Genomic DNA, 26,080 nt, shown 5'->3' on the forward strand with positions numbered 1-26,080 from the left:
CGATAAACCTTCATACGCCAACTCCCATGTGCTCAGCCAACTCGGCGATGGCGGGAGACGGCGTACCGCGGGTGCGACGCAACACGTCCGAGATGACCGCGTGGGCGATCGGCCGGCAGCGGATCTCCGACGGCGCGAGCCGATCACCCTCCAGCAACATCTCCCCCGCCTTCTCCATCTCGCCCATCTGCGAGTATCCGCGGGCGAGGTCGAGGTAGTGGTGCGCCCGCCGCTCCGGCAGCAGCGCGTCGAACCCGCCGGTCTGGTTGATCACATCATGCGTCTCGACCGCCATCCGGCCGTCACCCAGCTCGACCATCGCGGCCGCCCGGTGCAACTGCACGTTGGTCGGCCCGAACGAGGTCCAGTAGTGGTTCGCGTCGCCGCCGACGTGCTCGGCGACGCGGGTGGCCTCGTTCATCAGGTCGTGCACGGTGGCGGTGTCGCCGAGCCGGGCCGCGGCCATGCCGCCCTGGAGCAGCAGCATGCCGTAGACGCTGAGCCGCTCCGGCGTGCTGTCCGTGTCACCGGCCGGCGCGATCTGGTTGGCCACGTTGACGTGGATCTCCAGCGCCGGCCGGGCCCGGCCGAGCGCCAGCAGCGAGCTGCCCACCCGGTACGTCGCGACACCGGCGAGCAGCTGGTCGTCGGCGCGCTGGCAGACCGCGATGGACCGGTCGGCCGCGAGCCAGGACAGCTCGTGCTCGCCCAGCTTGCGCAGCGTGGAGGAGGCGATCTGGTAGACCTGCCCGAGCAGGTGGGCGGCCTCCGGCCGGTCCGGGTCCGGCGTGGAGGTGTCCAGCGCCTGGCCGTCGCGGAGCAGCTTGGGCAGCGCACGGGCGAGCACGCCGTACTTCGCGTGCTGGAACGTCAGCCACGCGTGGCTGACCGCCTTGCGCATCTCCGGCAGCGGCGGTGCCTGGGGCGTGGCCGTGAAGAACGCGCTGATCTGGTTGTACCGCTCCAGCGCGGAGCGGATCTCCTCGACCTCGACCTGGTCGATGCAGTTCACCGTGTCCGGCCGGCGCTCCGGGTCCTTGCCGAGCAGCAGCTGCACGTCGACCTGCAGCACGTCGGCGATCTCGTAGATCACGGAGAACTTGTCGAGCCGGCGTACCCCGCGCTCGACCTTGTCCACCCAGCTCTTCGACTTGCCCAGCCGGTCCGCGAAGACCTGCTGGGACATCTTGCGCCGTCCCCTCCAGTACGCCACGCGGCGTCCGATCGGCAGCTCGTCCACTGGTCCTCTCCCTTTGCTCACTGTGTGCTCGATATGGCGGCACCCCGAGCGGAGAAAAACGTCTTTGAATTTCCGGTGCCGGTGGGATCACTGGTTCGGTGCCGGTCGCACAGCGAGTGTGTTCGCGGTGCGGCCGCCGTTCGTAACTTCAAGTGCAAGTTGCAACCGGTACGACACTCGATAACGACACCGAGTGCGGCGGGTGACGGCTTGATCACCCGAGAATCTGGATGAGTCACTGACCTGGGGGGTTTCTAGCCATGCGGTGGAGCGCCCGACCACCATTCGTTTCGACGAGCTTGTCCGGAATGACCAGCGTGTTGCAGCGGCCGCGCCTGCGCCGCGCCGCGCTGCGGTACGCCGATCACGAGTGGCCCGTGCTGCCCGGCGCCTGCCTGACCGGTGGGCGCTTCACCTGCGGACGGGCCGGGTGTCCCACGATCGCCTGCCACCCGGCCACGGAGTCCTGGGAGCGCACCGCCACGACCGACGTCTCCCGCGTCGCGGCGTGGTGGCGGTCCCGCCCGCACTCCGTGCTGATCGCCACCGGCCGCGCGTTCGACGTCCTGGAGGTGCCGGCTCACCTGGGCCTGCGCGTGCTGGGGGCGGCCCGGCTGCTGGCCGGCGTGGTCGGGCCCGGGCGCGGTCAGGTCCGTGGGCCGGTCGCGGTCACCCCGGCCGGCCGCTGGATGCTGCTGGTCGCCCCCGGCGATCCGCTGCGGCCGGAGCTGGACGAGTGCCTGGACGTGGTCCGGCACGGCCCCGGCTCGTGGATTCCCGCGCCGCCGACCCGGCTGCCGGAGGGACCGGTGCGCTGGGCCGTCTCGCCGGAGGAGGTGCAGTGGCGCCTGCCGGACTCCTACGCCGTGCAGGCGATGCTGGTCGACGCGCTCGGGCCCTACGGACGGCATGCCGGTCTCCGGCCACTGCTTCCCCGCCAATCGACGGGCACGAGGTATGCGGCCTGAACGCCCATCCGACCGCCTTTCAGTGGCAAACCGGTACGAGTAGGTAGTCAACGTAGCGTCCGGGACGGAAAAGGGTGGACCCCCGAACGGCGGACGACCGGTCACAAAATCATCGCGCCCCGCGGAAGTTGCAAGGTGGTTGCCTCGGTTGCAAAACCGATTCCGCCATTGATTCCCCGCCCGCCCCTCCCCATCTTTTGTGTGAGCAGTCAGCTACGGAATGTGATCACACGGTGACGGGAGAGCGGCGATGCGCCTCGTTCGCAACCCGGCCCCGCACGCCATCCGGCAGGCGGGGCCGTCCTACGCACGGGGACCTCAGCTGCCCCCGAGCGACAACCGAGCGATCGGTCAAGGTCCGGACGAGGCCGCCGAAGAACACGGTGCCACCGGGATGTGGCCGCCGGCACTGCGCATCGGCGTGGGGGAAACACAACGGGGGAACACTCAGATGAAGCAGATCGGCTTCCGCAAGGACGGCGCGGATCTCGCGCCGACGCCGGCCGAGCAGACCGCGCCCGCGGACTTCACGGTCCTGGCCGGCTCGGTGGTGCGTACGCTGCGCTCGCTCACCGACCTGGACGCCTGGATGGTGGCTCGCGTGGTCGACCGCGAGCAGGTGCTGCTCGCCGCGGACGCGGACGGCCTGCCCGTCGCCCCCGGGTTCCACCAGCCGTGGGAGGAGTCGGTCTGCGGGCTGCTGCTCGGCGGCGGCGCCACCATGCCGCTGGTCATCGACGACCTCACCGCGCTGCCCGGCTACCGGCACTCGGTCGCGGACCGGCTCAACATCGGTTTCTACGCCGGCGCCCCGATGTACGACCGGACCGGCGCGCTGATCGGCACGCTGTGCGGCCTGGACCGGACGCCGCACGCGGTGGAGATGCCCGCGCTGGCCGACCTGGTCGCCGTGCAGGCCGCGATGCTCGCGAAGCTGCTCGACGCGGAGCTGCTCAACGCCCGCTACCAGCGCACCGTGCGGGGCGAGCTGCCCGCCGCCCACCGGGACGCGCCCACCGGCCTGCCGGACCGCGTCGCCTGGGGCGGCCTGCTGGCCGAGCAGGAGGCCGTCGTCCGCCGGTACGGCACGCCCGCGGGCGTCATCGTCGTCGGCGTCGACCCGGTCATCACCGCGGGCGCGCTCCGCCGGATCACCAAGGTGCTGCGCGACGAGGGCAAGCGCCACCACGACGCCGTCGCCGTCCGCCTGGACGGCCGGCACTTCGGGCTGCTGACGCTGGACCGGCCGCGCCGCGAGGTGTCCGGTACCGCCACGCGCATCGAGCGCAAACTCAACGACCTCAAGGTCCACCCGCGGGTGGGCTGGGCGATGCGCGGCGAGGCGGAGAACCTGCAGGAGACCTGGCGGCTCGCGGACCGGCGGAAGTTCGAGCGCCACCGCGACAGCATGTACGTGGGCGGCTGACATGACGACGCTGAACCTGCCCCGCCCGCGCTCGCACCGCGCGGTCCCCGAGGTGACGATCGGCCCGGTGCGCATCCTGCTCGCGATCGGCGCGGTGCTCACCATCGCGGCGCTGATCTACTGGGACGAGGAACTGCGGCACATGGAGGCCTGCGCCTCGGCCTGGCTGGCCCGGCGCAACGGCCTCACGGACGCGACCTGCACCGGCTCCACCGTGCTGTTCATGATCGGTGAGTTCCAGAGCGGCGTGACCATCACGCTCGGCTGCACCGTGACGTTCCTGGCCATCCCGTTCCTGCTGGCCACGTCCGGCCTCTTCGTGATCCACCGGGTCTCGCTGGTCAAGTCGTTCCTGGCCCTGGTGGCCGCGATCGCGTTCATCATGGTCTGCAACCAGCTGCGGCTGCTCTCCATCGAGGTGGCGATGCGGATCTGGGGCGCCGAGGACGGCTACTCCGCCACGCACATCCTGGTCGGCACGCTGATCTCCACGCTCGGCGTGATCGGCGGCGGACTCGCCTACCTCTACGTCCTGCTCTTCGGCGACAAGCCCCAGGGAGCCCGCAATGATGGATAGTTCGAACTGGCTGCTGGCACTGCTCAACACCGGCGCGTTCCTGCTCTGCGTCGGCTTCCTGATCTACGTCATCGTGATCATGCGGCCGTACCTCAGCATCAAGGAACTGCCGCCGGGGGACGCCGCGAACCACGACTGGCACCTGATCGTGCCGGCGCTCAACGAGGAAGAGGTCATCGGCGGCACCGTGCTGCACCTGACCTCCACGTTCCCGCAGGCCCACATCTGGGTGATCGACGACGGCTCGGACGACGCGACCGGCCGGATCCTGGCCGGGCTGGCACCGCGGCTGCCGAACCTGCACGTCATCACGCGGGTCGCGCCGGACGCCCGGACCGGCAAGGGCGACGTCCTGAACCTCGGCTGGTCCTCGATCGACGAGTGGGTCACCCGTAACGGCGGCGACAAGACGAAGACCATCGTCGGCGTGGTCGACGCGGACGGCCGCCTCGACCCGCACGCGTTCGACGTCATCTCCGGCGAGGAGATGTTCGCCGACGCCACGGTCGGCGCCGTCCAGGTGCTGGTCCGCGTGGTCGAGGACGTCGAGGCGTTCGTCAGCACGGACGTGCAGACGCTCGCGTCCCGCAGCGCGCTGCCGGCCCCCGGCGACGCGTCGATCCTGGTGCAGCTGCAGGACATGGAGTTCACCGGCCCGATCGCGGCCATGCAGGGCCTGCGCCGCCGCACCGGCAGCGTCGGCATGGGCGGCAACGGCCAGTTCACCCGGCTGTCCGTGCTCAACGAGATCTCCAAGAAGTTCGGTACGCCGTGGCACGGCGCGCTGCTGGAGGACTTCGAGCTCGGCCTGCACGTGCTCCTGATGGGCTACCGGACCGAGTACTGCCACCACACGTTCGTGGCCCAGGCCGGCATCGACCGGCTGCGGCCGCTGATCCGTCAGCGCAGTCGCTGGTCGCAGGGCGGCATCCAGTGCCTGAAGTACCTCTGGGCCGTGATGCAGTCCCGCAACGTGTCGCTGTCCGGCGCGCTGGAGATCGCCTATTACCTCTACGTACCGTGGTCGCAGCTGTCCGGCAGCATCATCTTCCCGGCCGCGATCGGCATCGACATCTGGTACGCGCTGAACACCGGCGGCGGCACCGACCGCTGGTGGATGACCGGCGCCTGGGGCATCGTGCCGCTGGCCCTGCTCTTCGGCGTGTTCCCGCACGCGGTCTGGGGACTGCTCTACCGCACCCGCTGCGGCAACATGATCACCCGCCGCCGGGCGCTGGCGCTGGCCATGGGCAACCTGCTCTACGGCTACCTGCTCCAGGCCGCGGTCTGGTGGGCGCTCATCCGGATCATCCGCGGCAAGACCGACTGGAAGAAGACCAAGCACCCCGGCACCCGGGTCGGCCTGGCACTCGCCCAGGCCCAGACGCCCGCCGAGTGGGCGACCGAGATCGAGAACGCCCAGCAGTACACCTCCCACCACCGTCACTCCACGCCGGCCGGCGTCTGAACCGCAAAGGCACCGACACCATGAACTCTCGACGGACCACCGCCCGCAACGCGGCGCTCGCCGCGGGCGTCTGCCTCGCGACCATCTTCGGCGCGGCCTCGCCGGCCATGGCGGACACCTCCAACGCGTACGCCCAGGCCCTGAACGTGTCCCTGCTCGGCGTGGTGGGCGCGCACACCACGCCCAGCCAGGTGGCCAACGACGGCACCCAGCCGACGCAGACCGCGAACCCGGGCAGCCCGGCGCTGGTCGGCGCCCAGAACTTCGTCAAGGCCGGTGTGCTCGTGCAGCAGGCCACCGCCTGGAAGGAGGGCCGCGACGCGGCCTGCGCCGGCCTGGCCGGTAACGGCGGCGTGGTCGCCATCGGCAACGACGGCACCTGCACGGTCTCCGGCAACGGCGGCATCGCGATCGAGCTGCTCAACGTGCCGCTGGTCGGCAGCGTCACGCTCAAGGCCGACGCCGTCACCGCGTCCTGCTCCGCCACCTCGCTGGGCGACCTGAAGGCCGCCGCCAGCCTCGCCAACCTGCGGCTGGAGACGTCGACGCCGAACCTGCTCGGGCCGCCGACCGTCACCTCGACCAGCCTGGCCGGGTCGACCGCGCCGAACACCGGCCTCACCGTGCCCAAGCTGGCCGGCCTGGACGTCGCCACCCTGATGATCAACGGGCAGTCCTTCGACGCCACCAACAACAGCGTCAGCGCGACCGCGCTGCGGATCAACCTGCTCGGCTCCGGCCTGCTCGGCACCACCATCGAGGTCGGCAACGTCAAGTGCGGCGAGACCAAGTACACGCCGGCGCTGCCGGTGCACGGCCTGCCGATCGCCGGTGGCGCGCTGGCCGTCGCCATGTGGTTCGGCCGGCACCGCATCAAGTCCCTGACGAGCTCGCTGCGCGGTGCCCGATGACCACGGTCGCCGTCGTCTTCGGCACCCGTCCGGAGATCATCAAGCTCGGTCCGGTGATCGCCGCGCTGGGCCCCGCGGCCCGGCCGGTCTTCACCGGCCAGCACTACGACGCCGCGCTGGTCGACACGTTCCTCACGGTCGCCGGCGTGCCGGACCTGAAGCCGGCCCTGCCGGGCATCGGCGGCACCGGCCGCGCCGACCAGGTCGGTCTCATGCTCGGCGGGCTCACAGCGCTGTGGCGCGCGGACCGCCCGGACGCGGTGATCGTGCAGGGCGACACCAACACGGCCAACGCGGCCGCGCAGGCCGCCCACTACCTCGGCATCCCCGTGGTGCACGTGGAGGCCGGGCTGCGCAGCTTCGACCGCAACATGCCCGAGGAGATCAACCGCCTGGTGATCTCCGCGGTCGCGGACGTGCACTGCGCCGCCACCGAGGAGAACGCGGAGTTCCTGCTCCGGGCCGGCACGCCCGCGGCCGCCGTACACGTCACCGGTAACCCGATCGTCGAGGCCACCCGCGCGATCCTGCCGACCGGGTTCGAGCGCCGCCGCGCGCTCGCCGACGCCGGCGTGACCGACCCGGACTTCGTGCTCGCCACGATCCACCGGCCGGAGAACGCCGACGACCCGGACCGGCTCGGGCTGATCCTGTCGCAGCTGGCCCTGCTCGGCCGGCCGGTGGTCCTGCCGCTGCACCCCAGGACCAAGCAGACCATCAGCCGGTACGGCGTGCGGGTCCCGTCCCGGGTCACCGTCCTCGACCCGCTCGACCACGCCCGTTTCCTGGCGCTGGCCGGCTCCTGCACGCTGCTCGTCTCCGACTCCGGTGGCGTCCAGGAGGAGGTCACGGTGATCGGCAAGCCGCTGGTCGTGGTGCGCAACAGCACGGAGCGCCCGGAGGCCATGCGGGCCGGCTTCGCGCTGCTGGCCCAGCCGCACCAGATCCTGGAGTCGGCCCGCCGCCTCCTCGACCCCGCCCACCTGGCCCGCCTGGCCCGGACCCCGTCCCCGTTCGGCGACGGCCACGCCGCCGAGCGCATCGCCGCGCTCACGCTGGCCGCGGTCCGCACCCCCGCGGACGCCGACCCCCCGGCCCCGGTTCTGATGGCCGCATGACATAACCCCCGGAAACAGAGAACCCCCCGAGGCAGGCTGGGCCTCGGGGGGTTCTCTCGTTCTCCGGCGACCGCTACGGCCGCAGCCGGACGACCGTGCCCTTCTCCAGGGCCGCCCAGATCGCGCCGTCCGGGGCGAGGGCGATGCCGTGCGGCTCGGAATCCGGCGTGGGCAGGTCCCAGTGCCGGATCGTGCCGTCCGCGGTGACGTGGCCGATGCGGTTCGCGGCCCACTCGGTGAACCAGGCGCCGCCGTCCGGGTCGGCGACGATCGCGTGCGGCTTGGCGTCGGGGTCCGGCAGCGGGAACTCGGTGAGCACACCGTCCGCGCCGAGCCGGCCGAGCCGGCCGGCCAGGATCTCGGCGAACCAGACCGTGCCGTCGGCCGCGCAGGCGACGCCGACCGGGCCGGCGCCGGAGGTGGGCAGCGCATGCACGGTGACGGTGCCGTCCAGCGCCACCCTGGCCAGCGCGTTCGCGCGGTTGAGCGTGCACCAGAGCGCGCCGTCCGGACCCGTGGAGATCATCGACGGGAAGGCGTTCGCGACCGGGAACGGGAACTCGGTGACCGTGCCGTCCGGGCCCAGCCGCCCGGCCGCGTTCGCGGTCATCGCCGTGAACCACGGCGCGCCGTCCGGCCCCAGCGTCAGACCGAACGGGCCGGACCCGGCCGTGACCGGGAACTCCGACACCGTGCCGGCCGCGTCGATCCGGCCGATCCGGTCGTCCCGCGACCGGGTGAACCACACGTCGCCGTCCGCACCCGTCACGATCACCGCGGGGCCGCTGCCCGGCGCGCCGAGGTCGTGCGTGACCACCGTGCCGTCCGACGCCACCCGGGCGACCTGCCCACTGTGGATCAGCGTGGTCCAGGCGGCACCGTCCGCGCCGGCCACGATGCCGTACGGGCTGCCGCCCACCGGGAACTCATCGAACATCCTTCACCATCCGCTCGATCACGTCGGCCAGCACCGCCGGGGCGGTCGCCGGCACGTTGTGGTTCGCGTCCAGGTCCACCAGCGACCGGTCCGGCCGCGCCGACACGATCGCGGCCACCTCGTCCCGCCGGTCCGCATAGAAGCCGCGGGTGGCCAGCACGATCGTCATCGGGCACCGGACCCGCTCGTACACGTCCACGGCCGGGAACACGTCGTCCGCCGGGTCCGGCGCACCCGCCGTCGCGATCTCCGCCACCGTCGGGCGCCGCAGAAACCCGTGCTCCACCGGTACGAACGAGCGGCGCCGCACCTCGCGCACCAGCCCGGCCCGCGCGCCCCGCTCCAGCTCGTCGAGCGGCGCGTCCAGCCACGCGTCCCGCTCCGCCGCGGTCGCCTCCCAGCCGTACCGGAACGTCTCGCGCATCCACCGGCCGCCCTCGTCCGTCGACCAGTGCGCCAGCGCCGCGGCCGCCGTCGCCCGGTCGTCCAGCACCACGCCGTCGACCACGCAGATCCCGGACGCGTCGATCAGCCCGGCCGCGACCGCCGCCGTCACCGCGTACCCACCGGTCGAGTGCCCGGCCAGCAGCGGCCGCTCCCAGCCCAGCTCCGCCACGACGTCGCCGAGGTCCCGCCAGTACTGCGAACCGGCCGTCGACCCCAGCGGGTGCTGCCCGTGCCCGCGCAGGTCGACGGCGAAGACCCGGTGTCCCGCGGTCAGCCGCTCCGCGACGTCCGTCCAGGCCGCCGCGTTCTGCCCGCTGCCGTGCACCAGCAGGACCGGCACGCCGCCGTCCGTACCGCCGAAATCGATGCCACTGATCATCGTCTTCACTCTTCAAGGTGGACCGTCGGACCGCAACCGGATTCCGGGTTCTCCCCGGGAAAGTCCCGGATGAGCCGGTCCGGGTTCCGGCGCAGGCTTCGTCCATGACGCGTGTCTGTGCCGTCGCGGCGCCGCTGCTGCTGCTCGCCCACGGCATCCTGCGCTGGCTCGGCGGCGACGGTCCCGCCCGGGCCACCGGCCACGCCGTGTTCCTGCTGGCCATGCTGTTCTTCGCGCTGCTGGCCTCGCTGCTGCGGCCGCTGGCCGGATCCTCGCCGCTCGCCACCACCGCCACGGCCGCCACGGTCCTCGGCGCCGCCACGTCCGGCTGGGCCACGGTCGGCCGGGACGCGGCCGGCTGGGCAACCGGCGGTTGGGCCACAGGCGGCTGGGGCGTTGCCGGCTGGGGTGCGGCCGGTGACCTCGCCGAGCCGGCCGGGCGGGCGCTCCCGCTGACCGGGACGCTCGCACCGGCCGGCCCGCTGCTGGTGCAGTTCGGCCTGCTCGTGCTGCTGAGTCTGCTGTCCTTCGCCGAGCCGCGCCGGCTCCCGGTCTGGTCACCGTTCGCGGTCCTGGCCGGTTTCCTCGCCGTCGCCGCCGACCCGGGCCTGCTGCCGCTCGCCGCGCTCGCCATCGGCGCCGGTCTCGCACCCCTCGCGCGCCGCCGGCCGCCACCACCGGTGCCACCGCCACCGGCGTTGCCGCCGCCACCGCCGGTGCTGCCACCGCCGGTGCTGCCACCGGCGTTGCCGCTGCCGCTGCCGCTCAGCGAACGGTCGGAGTGACCGTCGAAAGGCAGACGACCAGGTCGTAGGCGCGGGCGACCGGCACGTCCTGGTAGGTGTCCAGGACGCGGGTGCGGACGGCGTCGAGCGCGCGGACGTCGGCGAGCACCGGGGCGTCCGCGGCCAGCAGGGCCTCGATGCTGCCGTCGGCCGGCGGTTCGAGGTCGGCCTCGGTGATCTCGACGCCCTCCGGTGCGGTGGCGGAGCGACGGCGGGTCAGGACGCGGCCGGCGACGGTGGTCAGCGCGATCGCCACGAAGTCGGCGCCGAGGTCGGCCGCGAGGTGGGCGCCGAGCGTGGGCAGCTCGATGCCGGCGGCCGGCAGCGGTGTCCGGGTCAGGTGGGAGTTGGCCGCGCCGATCACCAGGCGCTCGCCCCGGGTCAGCAGCAGGCGCGCGGTCTCCGCCATCGCGGCGTCGCGGGCGTTCACGGCCAGCTCCGCCGTCGCCCCGCCGGCGGCCCGGGCCTGGGCGCGCAGCTGCGCGTCGAGCAGGACCGCGAGGCGCAGCCCGTGCCGCGCCGCCACCCACTCCGCGGAATCGGCCACCCGGCCGCGCCCGGTCACCGCCGGGACGGCCGCCCGGTCACCACCGCCCGCCGACGGCGCCTCCACCGGACCGGCGATCCGGTCGCGGCCGACCGGCGCCGCGGTGGTGGGGTGCGGGTGGAGCGGGCGCAGCGCGTCCATCCGGGTGGCGAGGTCGGCGAGCAGCACGGTCTGGGCGTCGCGGTCGGCCGGTGACATCGCCAGGTAGGCCGCGAACGCGGGCATCGGGTGCGGACCGGCCCACCGGGTGACGAGCTCGCGCAGGGACGCGAGCGAGCCGGCGGCACCGGGATCGGTGTGCGCGTCGAGGCCGTCCAGCGCGGGCAGCATCGACGCCAGGTCGCCGGGCAGATCCAGGCCGGTGTAGCCGACCGCGCCGTGCGCGCGCATCCACTCGAACGTGCGCCGGGTCTCCGGCGCGTTCCCGAACCGGTAGGTCAGCGCGTCCGCCGGGAAGTCACCCGGCGCCCCGGCGACCCAGGACGCGAGCGCGCGGCCCTCGCTGTAGCCGGACTCCTGCGCGTAGGCCGTGAAGCCCATCCGCTCGACCAGGAACCGCAGCAGCCGGTGCCGGAGCAGCTGGTACTCCCGCACGTAGTGGGCGGACTCGCCGATCCCGACCACGCGTGCGCCGCCGATCAGCGCGCGCAGCGGCTCCAGGTCGTCGAGCGGGGGGTCCGGGTCCACAGTGCTCAGTGCGATTCTCACGATCGCGCAGGATACCGCTCCGCGCCGGTGCGGGCGGGCGGGCGCTCGGGTCGCGGCCCGACGCCGATCACCCGGGCCGGGATGCCCTGCAGCACCGGGAACCGGTCCAGGACGCGCAGCGGCAGCGGCGCCCGGACCGGTTTCTCCGTGCGCAGCAGCGGCGCGATCAGGGCGCGCTGCATGACGCGTTGCACGCCCTGCACGATCCGGGTCGGCAGCATGCGGCGGCGCTGCACCGCGGCCAGGTCGGCCCGGGTGAGCCGCCCCTCGCGGAGCGCGGGCGCGAGCAGCCGGGCGGTCGCGACCGCGTCCTGGATCGCGAGGTTGATGCCGACGCCGCCGATCGGTGACATGGCGTGCGCGGCGTCGCCGATCAGCAGTGCGCCCGGCACGTGCCAGCGGCGCAGCCGGTCGACCTGCACGGTGAGCGTGTGCACGTCGTCGAACGAGGTGATCTGGCCGATCCGGTCGGCGAGCGCCGGGAAGAGCGAGACCACGCGGGTACGGAACGCGTCCAGCCCCTGCGCGACGACGGTGCCGTAGCCGCCCTTCGGGATCAGGTACGCGATCTGCCAGTAGCTGCCCCGGTCGATCGAGATCAGCGCTCCCCCGGCTCCGACCAGTCCCTGGACGCCCTCCGGATCGGTGTCGAGGCGTGGCATGCGGAACCACAGCACGTCCATCGGCGCGCCGAACTCGACCGGGCTCAGGCCCAGCTCGCGTCGTACCGTGGAGGATCGCCCGTCGCACGCCACGGTCAGCGCGGCGCGGACGTGCAGCGACCCGCGGCCGGACGTGCGCGCCCGCACGCCGCGCACGGTGCCGTCCGGATCGCGGTCCAGCGCGGTCATCTCGGTCTCGCGCAGCAGCGTGAACGTGTCGTAGCGGGCGGCCTCCGTCGCGAGCATCTCCAGGAAGTCCCACTGCGGGACGAACATGATGTACGGCGGCCAGCCCCTGAGCCGGCGGAGGTCGCCGATGCGGCGCGTGCCGTCCGCGAACGTGAGCGAGACCCGGTCGACCTTGCGGTGCGGCAGCGCCTCCGCGCGCTCCGCCAGCCCCAGCTCCGCGATCAGCGCGAGCGTGGACGGGTGGACGGTGTCGCCGCGGAAGTCGCGCAGGAAGTCCGCGTGCTTCTCCAGCACCACCGTGCGCACGCCGGCGCGGGCGAGCAGCAGGCCGAGCATCAGCCCGGCGGGCCCGCCGCCGACGACGCAGACGTCCGCGTCCATCTCATCGGTGCGACTCATAGCGCACCCCCAATCTCATCGACTGTTGAATTATAGGCACGCGACCGGACGACGCGGGTGTCGAACGCACGACAACCGCAACGCGTCGGAAATCAGGGTTTGTCGATCAACCGGCCGGATATCACGAGGTTGCGGCACCCCGGGCACCCATGAGGTGAACATTCCCTAAGGGTTTTCCCTTGTCGTACGCGCAACCGATCATCCGATTCCCCGCACATGGGGCGTTTTGCCTGCTCAGACGGCACATACCGCCCAGTACCTCACGTGGGAAATAGGCCTTGTGGGGGGCATTGACCGATGGAAGTCTTTCCCGCATCTGGGGCATCAACTCTCCTGATTCGAGTGGAATGTCCGCTGCCGATCCACCCCCCTCGGAGGACCACGTGAGATCCACAAGCTCCTCGATCCGGCGTTCAGCGACGATCATCGCGGCGCCCGCCATCCTCGTCGGCGCTCTCATCGCCCCCACCAACGCTCAGGCCGCCCCGACGCTCATGACCGAGGCCCACGCGGACGCGGCCATGACGCTCAGCGGTGAGCTCGGCGCGAACCGCACCGCGGGTGCGTACTTCGACGCGGACACCAACCGCATGGTCGTCACCGTGACGGACGCGACGGCCGCCCGCGCGGTCCGGGCCGAGGGCGCGGTCGCCGAGACCGTCACCTTCAGCAACGCGCAGCTCGACGCCGTGATCGCGGACCTCAACAAGACCCCGATCGCGGGTACGGCGTGGGGCACCGACGTCATGGCGAACCAGGTCGTGGTCTCCGTCGACAACACGGTCAGCGACGCCGACGTGGCGATCCTCAAGGCCAAGGTCGAGAAGGCCGGCGCCGCGGCCCGCCTCGAGTTCACCGGCAAGCTCTCCACCACGATCTCCGGTGGCGACGCGATCTACGCCGGCGGCAGCCGCTGCTCGCTCGGTTTCAACGCCCGGTCCGGCTCCACGTACTACTTCGTGACCGCGGGCCACTGCACCAACATCGCCTCGACGTGGACCAACGGCTCCACGACGCTCGGCACCCGCACCGTCACGAGCTTCCCGGGCAACGACTACGGCATCGTCCGGTACACGAACACCAGCATCGCGAAGCCGAGCGCGGTCGGCAGCCAGACGATCTCCTCCGCGGCCACCCCGGCCGTCGGCACCCAGGTCACCCGCCGCGGCAGCACCACCGGCACCCGCTCCGGCCAGGTGACCGCGCTCAACACCACGGTCAACTACGCCGAGGGCTCGGTCACCGGCATGATCCGCACCACGGTCTGCGCGCAGCCCGGTGACTCCGGCGGCCCGCTGTACCGCGGCTCGGTCGCCTACGGCATCACCTCCGGCGGCTCCGGCAACTGCACCTCCGGCGGCGTCACCTACTTCCAGCCCGTCACCGAGGCGCTCTCGCGCGGCGGCCTGACGGTGGGCGGCTTCTAGCCGTCCCGCGCACCGCACGGCCGAGCCGCTGAATCCCCCGCACGGGTCCAGCGGCTCGGTCCTTTCCGTTCCTCAACCCCACGACCGGCGGCCGGCCGGTGCCCGCGGGAACACTCGGGACCCGGCCACGCCGAGGCGGGGCAGCGGGTCCGGACGGCTTCTCAGGCCGCGACGACCGCCGGCTTCACCGGGAAGAGATCGTCGAAGACCTGACCGCGGTCGAACGTCATGGCGTGCGCCCGCGCCCGGACCTCCAGGTCGCGCCGCTCCTCGGCGGACATGTGCAGCACCACCCGGTCGACCGCCGCCGCGATGCCGGCCACGTCGCCGGCCTCGACGATCACCGCGGCGTCGCCGACCGCCTCGCCGGTGCCGCCGGTCAGCGCCGTGATTATCGGGCCGCCGCCGGCCAGGCCCTTCTCGGCCAGCGCGATGCCGAACGTCTCGACGAAGTCCGGCTCCGGCTTGGTCGGCAGCGCGTAGGCCGCGCAGCCGTTCATCAGCAGCGGCTTCTCGTCGTCGTCCACGTCGGTCAGGAAGATGATGTTCTCGTCCTCCTTGGCCATCGCCTGCACGTGCTCCAGCGCCGGTCCGGTGCCCGCCACGACCAGCTTGACCTTGTCCCGGCACTCCATCTGGCCGTACGCCATGACCAGGTCGTAGATGCCCTTGGCGCGGGCGACGCGGGAGAGGAACAGCACGTAGCCGTCGCGCTCCAGGCCGCGGCGGGCCAGCGCGGCGTCGACCGCGGCCGGGTCCAGGTCGAGGTAGGCGGACGAGTCGATCGGCGGGTAGCTGACCGTGACGCGGCGGCGGCACTCCTCGGCGAAGCGCGTGCCGACGGCCGCGTCCACCTCCTCCGCCGACTCGATGATCTCGTCCCGCGTGTAGTCGGATACGGCGACCACCTCGTCGCTGGCGAGGAACTGGGTGAGCAGCACGGTCGCGGCACCGAACGCGCCCTCGCGCAGGCAGTTGCGGATCACGTTGGTGACGTCCGAGCCGACCGCCTTCGCGATCGTGTAGACGTCCGGCGCGAACCCGGCCGCCCGCGCGGCCGCGACCGCCTCGTTGACCACCTGCGTGTGCGGCACCAGGTACATGGACAGCACGATGGTCGGCACCGGCTCGGCGAGCAGCTCGACCAGCCGGCCGGTCATGCCGGCGATGTGGCGGCCGTCCGGCACCCGGTAGTCACCGACCGGCTCCGGGCGCTCGACCGTGATGCCCTCGCTGTAGGGCAGCAGCCGGTCCAGCGGCTTGAGCGGCAGGCCGGCCGCCTGCAGCGTCGGGATCGTCCAGGTGAGCAGGCGCACGTCGTCGAACCCGCGGGTCAGCGCGACCTCGGCGAGGTTGCGTGCCTCGCCCGAATGGCCGCAGATCACCGGGTCGGCCCGGACCACGATCACGAGACGGCGACGGGGGTATTCCATGGTCTTTCCTTATTGAGCTGCTGCCGCCGAGTCTGACAGGGACGGCGGGCGGATCCCGCGCCCCCACGAGGACGGCTCCGGACCCAGCGTGAGCTGCAGTCGACCGCCGCGGTGAACGTCCGCGGCGCTCACGTGCGTGGCGTCCAGAGGCCTGCCGTTGAGGGTGGCGGCCTGAACGTACTGGACCGGCGGGGTCCGATCAATACCGTCCACCCCGATCGGTGAGTCGCGGTGCCCACTGGTCTCGATGACGAACTCACCCTCACCGGTCCGGATCATCGCACTCCGAAACGCGGGCGAATTAATCAGGAAACGATTCTGACCCGCGACCGGGAAAAGGCCGAGGGACGCCCAGACGTACCAGGAGCTCAGTCCGCCGGAGTCGTCGTTGCCCGGCAGGCCACCGCGGCCGGTGCCGAACTGCCAGGTCAGAGCCGCATGCACCACCTCGGCGGTACGGTCCGGACGGCCCGCGTAGTGGTACGCCCAGGGCGCTTCCATGTCCGGTTCGTTGTTCAGTCCCTCGAACCGGTTGAGCGCATATCCGGCCGCCATCTCGGACGGTTTCGGAGCCCGGCCGGGTTGCGTCACCGGATCCGCGCCGTACCCGAAGAATTGGTCCAGAATTCTGGTGAAGGCCGCGTCCCCGCCGGCCAATGCGATTCGCGCTCGCATGTCGTGCAGCAGCCGGAAGGAATAGTTCCACTTGCCGCCCTCATAGAACTCCGAGTCGCGCAGCAGCCCGGTCTCCGGGTCGAACGCGTTGCGCCAGCCGCGGCTGCGCTCCTCCAGGTCGTCCGCGAGCCGGCGGTCGTTCAGCGCGCGGGCCACCTTCGCGGTCGCGTGGTGCGCGTACGCCAGGTCGAGCGTGTGGCTGATCGGGTGCACGACGCCGTGCTCCCAGAAGTCCTCGCCGTACATCCGGCGCAGGTCGTCGACCATGTGCACCAGCGCCCAGTTCCAGTCGATCCCCTCCCGGCCGAGCGCGTGCGCGTCCGCGAGCGCGGTGTGCGCGAGCGCGCTGCCCTGCCGGAAGAACCGGTCCGCGCCGCGCGCCATCCGGTAGCCGATCGGGAAGTTGCCCTCCTCCTCGCACACCCGGATCAGCGACTCCAGCAGGTCGTTCGCCCGGTCCGGGACGATCGCGGAGAGCAGCGGCAGCTGGGTCTTGTAGATGTCCCACATGGTGCAGACGTCGAACGCGTACGGCCCGGAGTCCGGCCAGAACGGGGACTCGTCGTCGCCGAAGCACGGCTTGATCAGCGAGTGGTAGAGCGAGGTGGCCAGCACCGTGCGGCGGGCCGGCGTGCCGCCCTCGACCTGCACCCGGTCGAGATGGTCGCCCCAGCGCGCCCGGGTCCGGGACCGCACCGTGTCGAACGCGGCCGTCTCGACACCGCACTCCTTCTCCAGGTTCCGCCGCGCCTGCTCGTGACCGCGCAGCGAGAAGCCCATCCGGATCTCGACGGTCTGGCCGGCCACGGTCGGGCCCATGAAGAGCATGCCGAACGGGCGCAGCGTGGTGTGCCGGATGCTGTCGAAGTCCAGCCGGGTGCCGCCGTTGATCAGCCGGCGGTCGTACCACAGCATCTGCCGCCAGCGCGGCGCGTCGAACTGCACGAAGACGGAGAGCGGCACGCCCTCCATCCACACCGTGCCCTGCGCGAAGCCCTGGCCCATGCTCTCCACCTGGGCGCGCAGCGGGATGGTCCGGCCCAGCTCGATCGCGAGACCGCCGCAGGACATGTCGATCACGACACGGGAGCTGCTGGACCGCGGGAACGTGTAGCGGTGCACCGCGACCTTGTCGCCGACCGTGATCTCGGAGCGGATGCCGGTGCCGAGCGTCGCCGCGTAGTAGCCGGGCTCCGCCGTCTCGTCGTGCAGCGGCCAGGCCTGGCCGAGGTCGTCGAGCGGCTGCACCATCGGCGTGACGCGCACGTAGTTGTAGTACTTGCGGATCGCGCCGGTGCCGGACTGCTGGAAGTGGGTGAAGCCGGACGCCTGCAGCTCGCCGAACATCTCCTCCGGCACGCCCTCGGTGTTCTTGGCGTAGCGGCCGTACCCGGTCGGGTAGGCACCGGAGTAGGCGCAGGCGGAGACCATGCCGAGGGGCGAGGTGGCGCCGGGGTGGGTGTTGCCGACCTGCGGCTTCGGCCACCACCAGGTGGCGGCCAGACCGTCCGCCCGGGGCAGGTCGGTGGCCGCTGTACCGATGAACGGATCAACGTCGTCTAAGATCCCGAAATTTTACCCGGCGTACGATCTTCGGTCGGTTACGGGGACGTTTCCGGTGCGGATTTTTCGATTGCTCCGCGTGCGCGTGCTTGCCATCCTTGCCGGGCACCGCGATCTTGCGGTCCGGTCCGCCGAGGAGGGATCACCATGAGCGTCGACGTACGCGCCATCGACCTGCGCGCCCTGAACTCGATGACCAAGTACCCGTCGATCCCGACCTACCACTCGCTGGACCCGCGGAACGGCGGGCTGCTCGACGAGACCGTCCCGTTCACCGGACCGGTGCTGGCCACCGAGAAGGTCGACGGCACGAACGCCCGGATCATCCAGCTCCCCGGCGGTACGTACCTGCTCGGCTCCCGCGAGGAGCTGCTCTACGCGCGGGGCGACCTGATCGGGAACCCGTCGCAGGGCATCGTGGAGCACCTGCGCCCGCTGGCCGAGTCGCTGCCCGCCACGGACCGGTTCCGGGTGCTCTACCTGGAGCTGTACGGCGGCAAGATCGGCGGCCACGCGAAGGAGTACAGCACGCGCGGCGCGGTCGGCTGGCGGCTGTTCGACGTCGCGCTCCTCGACGGGCACGAGGACCTGCTCACGGCGGCGCCGCAGCAGATCTCGGCGTGGCGGGAGGGTGGCGGCCAGCCGTGGGCGGACGAGGACGCGCTGCACGCGACCGCGGCCGAGGCCGGCGTGGAGCTGACGCCACGGCTGTTCACGCTGGACGCGGCGCGGTTGCCGGCCGGCCTGGCGGAGACGCAGGCGCTGCTGACCGAGCGGCTCCCGGGCACGCTGGTCCGGCTCGACGAGTCCGGCCAGGGCACGGCCGAGGGCATCGTGTTCCGCGCCCCCGACCGTTCGGTGATCGCCAAGGCCCGCTTCCAGGACTACGCCCGCACGCTGCGCCCGCGCGGCCGGGCCGGGTAGCCCGGACCGGTCACAGCGTCACGGGCAGTGCGGACAGGCGCCGGGTCGCGGGGTCCGGCACCCAGGGCAGCTCGGCCGGGTCCACCGCGAGGCGCATGCGGGGGAACCGGTCGAGCAGCGCGGCCAGCACCATCTCGGTCTGCACCCGGGCCAGCTGCGCGCCGAGGCAGAAGTGCGGGCCGTGCCCGTACCCGAGGTGGGCCGCCTCCCGCCGCCGGAGATCCAGCCGCGCCGGGTCGGTGAAGACGCGCGGGTCCCGGCTCGCGGCCGGCAGCACGGCCGTGACGGGTGCGCCCTTCGGGATGCGCACACCACCGATCTCGATCTCCTCGCCGGCGAACCGCGGGATGGTGAACATCTGCGGCGGCTGCCAGCGGGTCAGTTCCTCGACCGCGCCGGGCAGCAGCGCCGGCTCCGCGCGCAGCGCGCCGATCAGCGCCGGGTCGGCCAGCAGCGTCGCCATCGAGTTGGCGATCAGGTTCGCCGGCACCTGACCAGCCAGGACCAGATGCCAGACCAGCGTGACGAGTTCCTGCTCGGAGAGCCGGTCGCCGTCCGCCGCGGCCAGCATGCCGATCATGTCGTCGCCGGCTCGCCCGCCCCCGACCGCGCGGATCGCGTCGTCGATCATCTCGGGGACGCGGGCCATCAGCGCGCGTCCGTCGCCGGCGAGGATCACCGCGCCGTGCGTGCGCCACCGGTCACGTTCCGCCGCCGGCACGCCGGCCAGCTCGCAGATCACGTCCATCGGCAGCGGCTGCGCCACGTGTGCCAGCAGGTCGGTGACGCCGTCCCGGGCGTGACCGGGCAGGTCGTCGAGCAGCCGGTCGATCAGCGGTGCGATGCGTGGCCGCATCGCCTCGGCGCGGCGCGGCGTGAACGCGGGCCGGGCCAGGTCGCGCAGCCGCCGGTGTTCCGGCCCGTCCCGCTCCTGCATGGTGCGCATGTACTGCCGGCAGTGCTCCGGCACGCCCATCCGGATGAAGCTCTCCGGCGACGGTGCCAGGCGCGGGTCGGTGAGCATGGCGCGGGCGTCCGCGTGCCGGGTGACGCCCCACAGCACGCCGAAGCCGGGCGTGGTCAGCCGTACCACGGGTGCCGCCTCCCGCGCCCGGTCGTAGGCGGCGATCGGGTCCCGCAACAGCTCCGGGTCGGTCAGGTCCAGTTCCACAACGCATCCCCATTTCAGATGACAGCAACATTCAGATGTTGTCAGTATCTGGACGGCGCGCGCAAGGTCCCCCGTTCGGGCTCGTCCGAGCCGGCATGGTGAAAGTCCGTTAAGCACGGTTTCGCGGCCTGTGTTCCCGATGGTGCGGCGGCGCGGGGCCGGGCAGAGTTGCTGGCGTACGGCGGCGCGTCACCACCGCAACCGGGATCGCCGCCGTGCCGCCTCGCCGTGCGGGAACCGAGCGGTCCCGCGCCACCCGAGGCTCCTCCGACCGGCGGCGCGGCCGTCGTCCCGGAGCACCGGTTCCGTCGAGGGTCACGACGGGACCGTCCGGGGCGACGACCGTGCCGCCGGCGGCGGACACTCACGAGTTCAGCAGCGACTCCACCAGGTCGCGCGGCAGCCCGTGGGTGTCGTGCAGGTCGCGGTAGTCCTCCTCGCGGAGCGGACCGCCGCGCCGCAGCCGCCGGGAGAGCACCCGGCGCCCACGGTCGAGCAGGTCGCGGAAGCGCCGCTCCTCGTCGTGCAGGACCGTGCGGACCTCCGGCGGCGTGACCGGCAGTCCGAAGTGCGCGATCGTGTGCGTGACCGGTTCCACCGGGAGCGCGCCGAGCGTACGGCCGGGGTCGTCCCGCCAGAGCAGCGTGAGGACCCGGCGCAGCAGCCGGCGCAGCACGTAGCCGCGCCCGGTGTTCGCCGGGCGGACGCCGTCCCCGATCACCACGATCGCGGAGCGCAGGTGGTCGCACACCACGCGGGTGTCCGTCTCGCCGAGCGGCCAGAGCGGCGGCACGTGCGTGAACCAGGACGCGAACCCGTCCGTGCCGTAGACGGAACCCGCCCTCTGCAGGATGGTGACCAGCCGTTCCAGGCCCAGCCCGGTGTCCACCGCGGGCCGGCCGAGCGGCGTCAGCGCGCCGTCGGGCCCCCGGTCGTACCGCATGGTGACGTGGTTCCAGATCTCCACCCAGCGGTCGTCCGCGGTCGGCGCGCCGGTGGGCGGGCCGTCGCCGGTCCAGTAGAAGATCTCCGAGTCGGGTCCGCAGGGGCCGGTCGGACCGTTCGACCACCAGTTCTCCGCGGTGATCTCCACCGGTACGCCGAGACCCCGCCACACGCCGGGCGCCAGCTCGTCGGACGGGTGCACGGTCGCGTGCAGCCGGCCCGGATCCAGCCCGAACGGGCCGGTCAGCAGCTCGTGGCCCCAGCGCAGGCTCTGCGGTCCGTCGTAGTCACCGAGCGACCAGGTGCCCAGCATCTCGAACGTGGTGAGGTGGGTGCGGTCGCCGACCTCGTCCAGGTCGGTGGTGCGCAGACAGCGCTGCACGTCGACCAGGCGCCGGCCGAGCGGGTGCGGGCGGCCGGTCAGATAGGGCGTGAGCGGGTGCATGCCGGACGTGGTGAACAGCACGGGGTCGCCGGGCGGCGGGATGAGCGTGCTGCCGACGATCTCGCGATGGCCGCGCTCGACGTAGAAGTCGACGAATGTCCGTACCGTCTGGTCGGTTCTCATGATGATGCCCTTCCGGGAACACGGGGAGGGCCGGAAAGGGCGACGCGGCCGTTTCCGGCCGCGTGGGGAGCGCAGAGAGGCTCAGGCAGCGACGACCGGCGAGCGGGAAGCTCGCGCGGCCGCGACGGTCATGACCTGGAGAGTCTGCACGGGTCCGACGGTAGCGCCGCGGATCAATGGATGCATCCCATTTTTCGATACGCTGCGTAATCAATCGCGGCCTCTCCGCTCCCGTGACGGCGTGCGGTGTCAAGAACCTTTGACGGTGGACGAGAAATACGTTAGATGCCGCAGAAGGCGTGAATGCCCTCGGCGACGAATGAAGCCGCAGGCCGTGGCCGTGTGAAATTGGCACGCCGGCGACGCATGATCCGCGTGCATCACCCGTTCGAGCGAGCCACCGGCCGACGCCCCCTTGCGGATCACCGCTGGTCACCGGCGGTACGGGCCAGAAATACACGGTTCAGGACGTGGCGGATGCCGCACGCAGCACTACCGTCACCTCCGATTGGGCATATTTACCGTCATGTCGACAGTGCGAAAAGGAGGTGCAGCTGGTGGCGCGCAATCCCAACCCGGCCCGGATCACCGATGAGATCTGGTCGCTGTGGGAACGGTTCGACAGATTGGAACCGTCCGCACTGCTCGGCGGCATCTACGCGGCCAAACCGGGCTATCACAACTATCGCAACGCGGTCGCGACCAGCGACTACTCGCGGGCGGACGTCGCCGCCGACCGGCAGGGGCCGGGCGACAAGGCGGCGGCCCTCGACCTGACGATGTCCGCGGACGCCATGCGCAGGTACACGTCCCGGCTCGACGTGGCGGCGCGGGCCCGGGACGAGCGGCTCTACATCGGCGGCGTGCCGATCATCCGCGAGTTCATCGGCACCAAGGACAACCGGTCCGTCTACTGCTACGTCCTCACCGGCGGGCGGCCGCTCGGCGTCGGCGCGGACGCCGGGCCGGACCCGGGGCGCGACTCCACGCACCTCTGGCACCTGCACATCTCGTTCATCCGCCGCTTCGTCAACTCCGCGGACGCGATGAACCGGATCCACTCCATACTCGCCGGCGAGTCCCTCGCCACCTGGCGGTCACACGGCTCTGAGGAGGGCGACATGGCTGCGGCCGAAGACCTTTGGCGACTGCTCTTCAACGGCGGCTACCCGCCGGGCGTCTCGCCGACCCACAACGGCGGCGTGGACCGCGCGGAGATCTTCCGCCGGCTCCAGGCGATCCAGCGCGACCTCACCGTCCTGCTCTCGTCCAGCGACCAGATGGTCGACTCGGCCCAGGTCGTCAAGAGCACGCTGGCCGGCCTCTCCGCCGAGCAGCTCAGCGAGGCGATCAAGGACTCCGGCATCTCCCCCGACACCCTGGCCGACGCCATCCCCGACGCCGACGCCCAACAGGTCCTCGACGCGCTGGCCGCCCGCGTCGCCGCCCTCACCGCCCCGGCCTCCCACGCGGAGCAGTCCATCGACCGACCCTGACGCGCACGTGCGGCGGAGCCGGCTCAACGGAGAGCCGGCTCCTCCGCCGTCCAGGACAGTGCGGCGAGCGCCATGCGCACCTGATCCGCACCGGTGTCGTCGCCGACCGACTCGGACAGCGCGAGCGCGGCCACCAGGTCGGCTCGGGCATCGCCCGGACGACCGGCGGCGCGGAGCAGTCCGGCCCGGACGGTCAGCGCCCGCCACTCGCCCTCGCGGTTGCCGCTGTCCCGGGTCAGCGCGCGGGCGTCGGTGAGCCAGGTGAGTGCCTCGCCGGCCCGGCCGTGCTCCGCGAAGACCTGCCCGATCGACAACGTGGTCACGCCGACGCCGATCTGGTCACCGAGGGCACGCCGCAGTTCCAGGCTCTCGGAGAGGTGCCGCAGCGCGTCGTCGTACTCGCCGAGCTGGCGGCGGCAGTCCGCGAGGTTGTTGAGCGTGATGCCGAGCCGGGAACGGTGCCCGCCGGCGCGGTGCAGGTCCACGCAGCGCAGGAACGTCTCCTTCGCCTCGACGAGCTGGCCGGCGTGGGTGAGCGCGACCGCCAGGTGGTCCAGGACCAGCGCGGTCAGCGAACCGTCGGCGAGCCGTTCGGCCACCTCCAGCGCCGACCGCAGCGCGCCGATCGCCTCCCGGTGCCGTGCGGCCCGGGTCCGGGCGCCGGCGAGCTGGATCAGGACGCCGATCTCGTCGCGCGCGTCCCCGGCCCGCCGGGCACACCGCAGCGCGGCCTCCGCCAGCTCCTGCCAGTCCGTGTAGTAGCCGCGCATCGGCAGGAACGGGTACAGCTCGACGACCAGCCGGGCAGCGAAGGCATCGCCCTCCGGCGTGCCGTCGCGGGCACACCGCGTGATCGCGTCGCGCAGGTTGACCCGCTCCGTCTCGAACCAGTGCACCGCGTCCCGGTCGTCCGCCAGCGCGACCGTCGGCACGGTCTCGGCGACGCCGTCGTCCGCCCGGTGGACGTTGGGCCGCAGCAGGTCACGGGCCCGGCGGGCGGTCGCCAGGAAGTAGCGCCGGGCGCGGCGCACCGGATCCGCGGTCCGGCCGGCCGCCCGCTCCATCGCGAAGATCCGCACCAGGTCGTGCAGCCGGTACCGCTCGTCACCGGCCGGTTCGACCAGCCGCACCTCGGCCAGCAGGTCCAGCGCGGCCCGGGCCGTCCACCGGTCGGCGCCGGTCAGCGCGCGGGCGAGGTCGACTCCCATCAGCGGCGCGCCGACCGCGCCCCAGGCGTCGAAGAGGTCCAGCGCCCGCCCGCCCCCGGGCCGGTCCCGGAGGGTGCCGCAGGTCAGGGCGAGGGCAGAACGCACCGCGAGATCGTCGGCGGCCAGTTCGTCCAGGCGGTGCCGCTCGTCCGTCAACCGGGTCACCATGTCGGCCAGCGACCGGTCCGCGCGGCCGGCCAGCCGGGCGCCGACGATCCGGAGCGCGAGCGGCAGGTGACCGCAGAGCTCCGCCAACGCGTCCGCGTCCGCCGGCGCGGCCTCGACCCGGCGCTGCCCGTCGAGCCGGGCGAGCAGCGCGGCCGACGACGCCGGGGTGAGCACGTCCACCGCGACGTGCCGGCGCACGTCGAGCGTGGACAGCACGGCCCGGCTGGTGACGATGACCGTGGCGCCGGTGAGGCCGGTGAGCAGCCGACGCACCTGCGCCGCGTCCACCACGTTGTCGAGCAGCACCACGCACCGCCGGTCACGCAGCTCCGCGCTCAGCGTGCGCAGCTGCGCGTCCTCGCCGCCGCTCGTCGGCACGCGCAGCGCGTGCAGCAGGCCGGCGACCGCGTCGCCGGTGCGCAGCGGCGTCAGGCCCGGCGTGCTGCCGTACATGTCCAGGTAGAGCTGCCCGTCCGGGTGGTCGGCCGCCAGGCGCCAGGCGGCCCGCACGGCCAGCACCGACTTGCCGACCCCGGCCGGGCCGTGCAGCGCGACGACACAGCCGGGTGGCCCACCGGTGACCGCACCGACCACCTCGTCGAGCAGTGCGGCGCGGCCGACCAGCTCGGTGTCCGGTGGCAGCGTCCGGACGCCGCCGGTGCCGGTGCTCGCCACGACCGGCTCGCCGCGGAGGAGCCGGGTGTGCCACTCCCGCAACCCGGGGCCGGGCTCGATGCCGAGCTCCGCCGCCAGCGCCGCGCGGGCGGCCCCGAACGTCTCCAGCGCGCCGGCCCGGTCGCCGCCGCGGGACAGCGCCTCCACCAGGCACTCCCAGGCCGTCTCGCGAGTGGGGTGCTCGGCGACGAACGGGCGCAGGCAGGCGATCGCCCGGTCGAGGCGGCCCGCGTCGACGCAGGCGCGGGCGAACCGCTCCGTCGCGGCGGAGCGGGCCTCGTCCAGCGCGTCCAGCGCGCGGCCCACCGCGCCGCGCCGGGTCACGCCCTCCGCCGCGGGCCCGCGCCACCGGTCCAGCGCGCCCGCCAGCAGGTCGGCTGCCTCACCCGGACCGCCTCGCTCGGTGGCGCGCTGCGCGGCGGCGACGGCACGCTCCCAGTCGTGCAGGTCGAGCTCGCCGTCCTCGACCCGCAGCAGGTAACCGTCGCCGGTGCGGTGCAGCCGGTCACCGTCCGCACCGAGCAGACGGCGCAGCGCGGCGGCGTAGCTGCGCAGATTCGACGCGGCGGAGGCGGGCGGCTCGTCCCACAGCGCCTCGGTCAGCCGGTCCGCCGACATCCGGCCGCGGCCCAGCAGCAGCGCGGCCAGCAGAGCGGACGGACGCCCGGACGGTACGGGAAGGAGCCGGTCCTCGCGCCGCACGGTCGCCGGCCCGAGGAGCGTGAAACGCAGTGCCACCGTGCCACCCCCGATGCCACTCCGCCCGCGCCCCGGTCGGGGGCGCGGGCATCGAGTCAGGTCGTTCCGTCGGTCCCAGTTGACCAAAGGTTCGCGACCGTGCCAAGGGGAGTGGTCAGATCGGCACCGATCCGTCCGGTCGGGGCGGACCACAGTGGACATCGGGTACGGCGTCACCTCCGTGCAGGAACTGCCTGCCCCCGTGACGGCAGGTCCAGCGTCGGCGTCGACGCCACATGCGGGTATCCGGTCACGTCGACGTGCAGCCGTACCGGCGCGTCCGCGGACCCGTTGTGCACCGGGACCCGGCCGCCGGTGACGCGGGGCC

General features: G+C 72.7%; 20 protein-coding genes. 10 read left to right on the forward strand and 10 right to left on the reverse strand.

Annotated elements, in window-relative coordinates:
* Positions 1-10: 10 nt before the first annotated feature.
* On the reverse strand, positions 11-1,240 hold the full coding sequence (locus J2S44_RS10065) for a helix-turn-helix domain-containing protein (protein WP_310411102.1): 1,230 nt from the start codon (positions 1,238-1,240) through the stop codon (positions 11-13).
* 308 nt (positions 1,241-1,548) lie between these two features.
* On the opposite strand from J2S44_RS10065, the gene J2S44_RS10070 reads away from it, so the two are divergent.
* The 6 genes from J2S44_RS10070 to wecB all read left to right on the forward strand — a co-directional run bounded on the left by J2S44_RS10070 (position 1,549) and on the right by wecB (position 7,708).
* Positions 1,549-2,208, forward strand: a complete 660-nt coding sequence (locus J2S44_RS10070; protein ID WP_310411105.1) for a bifunctional DNA primase/polymerase — start codon at positions 1,549-1,551, stop codon at positions 2,206-2,208.
* Positions 2,209-2,659: 451 nt separating this feature from the next.
* Positions 2,660-3,634 carry a GAF domain-containing protein gene (locus J2S44_RS10075; RefSeq protein WP_310411107.1) on the forward strand — a complete coding sequence of 325 codons (975 nt, stop codon included), beginning with the start codon at positions 2,660-2,662 and terminating at the stop codon, positions 3,632-3,634.
* 1 nt (position 3,635) lies between these two features.
* Positions 3,636-4,211, forward strand: coding sequence for a hypothetical protein (locus J2S44_RS10080; RefSeq protein WP_310411110.1), 576 nt, complete (start codon positions 3,636-3,638; stop codon positions 4,209-4,211).
* The gene (locus tag J2S44_RS10085) at positions 4,201-5,679 is read left to right on the forward strand and encodes a glycosyltransferase family 2 protein (protein WP_310411113.1); all 1,479 of its coding nucleotides are present in this window, start codon (positions 4,201-4,203) and stop codon (positions 5,677-5,679) included. The genes J2S44_RS10080 and J2S44_RS10085 overlap by 11 nt, the downstream gene beginning before the upstream one ends.
* Positions 5,680-5,699: 20 nt before the next feature.
* Complete coding sequence (locus tag J2S44_RS10090; protein ID WP_310411115.1) at positions 5,700-6,590, forward strand: hypothetical protein; 891 nt, start codon at positions 5,700-5,702, stop codon at positions 6,588-6,590.
* Positions 6,587-7,708 (forward strand): non-hydrolyzing UDP-N-acetylglucosamine 2-epimerase, encoded by a 1,122-nt coding sequence (gene wecB, locus J2S44_RS10095; protein WP_310411118.1) that lies wholly within the window; start codon positions 6,587-6,589, stop codon positions 7,706-7,708. The genes J2S44_RS10090 and wecB overlap by 4 nt, the downstream gene beginning before the upstream one ends.
* A gap of 73 nt (positions 7,709-7,781) precedes the next feature.
* Here wecB and J2S44_RS10100 read toward each other — a convergent pair whose 3' ends face one another.
* Positions 7,782-8,645, reverse strand: a complete 864-nt coding sequence (locus J2S44_RS10100; RefSeq protein WP_310411122.1) for a Vgb family protein — start codon at positions 8,643-8,645, stop codon at positions 7,782-7,784.
* Positions 8,635-9,471, reverse strand: a complete 837-nt coding sequence (locus J2S44_RS10105; RefSeq protein ID WP_310411125.1) for an alpha/beta hydrolase — start codon at positions 9,469-9,471, stop codon at positions 8,635-8,637. The genes J2S44_RS10100 and J2S44_RS10105 overlap by 11 nt, the downstream gene beginning before the upstream one ends.
* Positions 9,472-9,575: 104 nt before the next feature.
* Here J2S44_RS10105 and J2S44_RS10110 point away from each other — a divergent pair, with 104 nt between their 5' ends.
* Complete coding sequence (locus J2S44_RS10110) at positions 9,576-10,256, forward strand: hypothetical protein (RefSeq protein WP_310411128.1); 681 nt, start codon at positions 9,576-9,578, stop codon at positions 10,254-10,256.
* Here J2S44_RS10110 and J2S44_RS10115 read toward each other — a convergent pair.
* On the reverse strand, positions 10,237-11,511 hold the full coding sequence (locus J2S44_RS10115) for an erythromycin esterase family protein (RefSeq protein ID WP_310411130.1): 1,275 nt from the start codon (positions 11,509-11,511) through the stop codon (positions 10,237-10,239). The genes J2S44_RS10110 and J2S44_RS10115 overlap by 20 nt on opposite strands.
* Positions 11,508-12,743 carry an FAD-dependent oxidoreductase gene (locus J2S44_RS10120; protein ID WP_310429568.1) on the reverse strand — a complete coding sequence of 412 codons (1,236 nt, stop codon included), beginning with the start codon at positions 12,741-12,743 and terminating at the stop codon, positions 11,508-11,510. The genes J2S44_RS10115 and J2S44_RS10120 overlap by 4 nt, the downstream gene beginning before the upstream one ends.
* A 401-nt stretch (positions 12,744-13,144) precedes the next feature.
* On the opposite strand from J2S44_RS10120, the gene J2S44_RS10125 reads away from it, so the two are divergent.
* Positions 13,145-14,188: a S1 family peptidase gene (locus tag J2S44_RS10125; RefSeq protein ID WP_310411133.1), complete on the forward strand. Its 1,044-nt coding sequence runs from the start codon at positions 13,145-13,147 to the stop codon at positions 14,186-14,188.
* A 161-nt stretch (positions 14,189-14,349) separates the two neighbouring features.
* On the opposite strand, the gene J2S44_RS10130 is transcribed toward J2S44_RS10125, so the two are convergent.
* Positions 14,350-15,621, reverse strand: a complete 1,272-nt coding sequence (locus J2S44_RS10130; protein ID WP_310411136.1) for a glycosyltransferase — start codon at positions 15,619-15,621, stop codon at positions 14,350-14,352.
* Between the two features lie 9 nt (positions 15,622-15,630).
* Entirely contained in the window at positions 15,631-17,862 is a 2,232-nt protein-coding gene (locus J2S44_RS10135) for a GH92 family glycosyl hydrolase (protein WP_310429570.1), read from the reverse strand.
* A gap of 144 nt (positions 17,863-18,006) precedes the next feature.
* Here J2S44_RS10135 and J2S44_RS10140 point away from each other — a divergent pair, with 144 nt between their 5' ends.
* Positions 18,007-18,783: an RNA ligase family protein gene (locus tag J2S44_RS10140; RefSeq protein ID WP_310411139.1), complete on the forward strand. Its 777-nt coding sequence runs from the start codon at positions 18,007-18,009 to the stop codon at positions 18,781-18,783.
* 10 nt (positions 18,784-18,793) lie between these two features.
* Here the strand turns inward: J2S44_RS10140 and J2S44_RS10145 are convergent, their stop codons facing one another.
* Positions 18,794-19,954: a cytochrome P450 family protein gene (locus J2S44_RS10145; protein WP_310411142.1), complete on the reverse strand. Its 1,161-nt coding sequence runs from the start codon at positions 19,952-19,954 to the stop codon at positions 18,794-18,796.
* A 364-nt stretch (positions 19,955-20,318) separates the two neighbouring features.
* On the reverse strand, positions 20,319-21,467 hold the full coding sequence (locus J2S44_RS10150; RefSeq protein ID WP_310411145.1) for an alanine--tRNA ligase-related protein: 1,149 nt from the start codon (positions 21,465-21,467) through the stop codon (positions 20,319-20,321).
* A gap of 557 nt (positions 21,468-22,024) precedes the next feature.
* On the opposite strand from J2S44_RS10150, the gene J2S44_RS10155 reads away from it, so the two are divergent.
* Positions 22,025-22,963: a hypothetical protein gene (locus tag J2S44_RS10155; protein ID WP_310411148.1), complete on the forward strand. Its 939-nt coding sequence runs from the start codon at positions 22,025-22,027 to the stop codon at positions 22,961-22,963.
* Positions 22,964-22,986: 23 nt separating this feature from the next.
* On the opposite strand, the gene J2S44_RS10160 is transcribed toward J2S44_RS10155, so the two are convergent.
* Entirely contained in the window at positions 22,987-25,752 is a 2,766-nt protein-coding gene (locus J2S44_RS10160) for an AfsR/SARP family transcriptional regulator (RefSeq protein ID WP_310411151.1), read from the reverse strand.
* Between the last annotated feature and the right edge of the window lie 328 nt (positions 25,753-26,080).

Origin of the sequence: Catenuloplanes niger, from assembly GCF_031458255.1 — a bacterium.
GTDB lineage: Bacteria > Actinomycetota > Actinomycetes > Mycobacteriales > Micromonosporaceae > Catenuloplanes > Catenuloplanes niger.

Coding starts and splice junctions, on each gene's coding strand:
- wecB (WP_310411118.1), top strand. CDS start 6,587: ATGACCACGGTCGCCGTCGTCTTCGGCACCCGTCCGGAGATCATCAAG.
- J2S44_RS10075 (WP_310411107.1), top strand. CDS start 2,660: ATGAAGCAGATCGGCTTCCGCAAGGACGGCGCGGATCTCGCGCCGACG.
- J2S44_RS10105 (WP_310411125.1), bottom strand. CDS start 9,471: ATGATCAGTGGCATCGATTTCGGCGGTACGGACGGCGGCGTGCCGGTC.
- J2S44_RS10080 (WP_310411110.1), top strand. CDS start 3,636: ATGACGACGCTGAACCTGCCCCGCCCGCGCTCGCACCGCGCGGTCCCC.
- J2S44_RS10130 (WP_310411136.1), bottom strand. CDS start 15,621: ATGGAATACCCCCGTCGCCGTCTCGTGATCGTGGTCCGGGCCGACCCG.
- J2S44_RS10150 (WP_310411145.1), bottom strand. CDS start 21,467: ATGAGAACCGACCAGACGGTACGGACATTCGTCGACTTCTACGTCGAG.
- J2S44_RS10070 (WP_310411105.1), top strand. CDS start 1,549: ATGACCAGCGTGTTGCAGCGGCCGCGCCTGCGCCGCGCCGCGCTGCGG.
- J2S44_RS10090 (WP_310411115.1), top strand. CDS start 5,700: ATGAACTCTCGACGGACCACCGCCCGCAACGCGGCGCTCGCCGCGGGC.
- J2S44_RS10100 (WP_310411122.1), bottom strand. CDS start 8,645: ATGTTCGATGAGTTCCCGGTGGGCGGCAGCCCGTACGGCATCGTGGCC.
- J2S44_RS10085 (WP_310411113.1), top strand. CDS start 4,201: ATGATGGATAGTTCGAACTGGCTGCTGGCACTGCTCAACACCGGCGCG.
- J2S44_RS10140 (WP_310411139.1), top strand. CDS start 18,007: ATGAGCGTCGACGTACGCGCCATCGACCTGCGCGCCCTGAACTCGATG.
- J2S44_RS10120 (WP_310429568.1), bottom strand. CDS start 12,743: ATGGACGCGGACGTCTGCGTCGTCGGCGGCGGGCCCGCCGGGCTGATG.
- J2S44_RS10110 (WP_310411128.1), top strand. CDS start 9,576: ATGACGCGTGTCTGTGCCGTCGCGGCGCCGCTGCTGCTGCTCGCCCAC.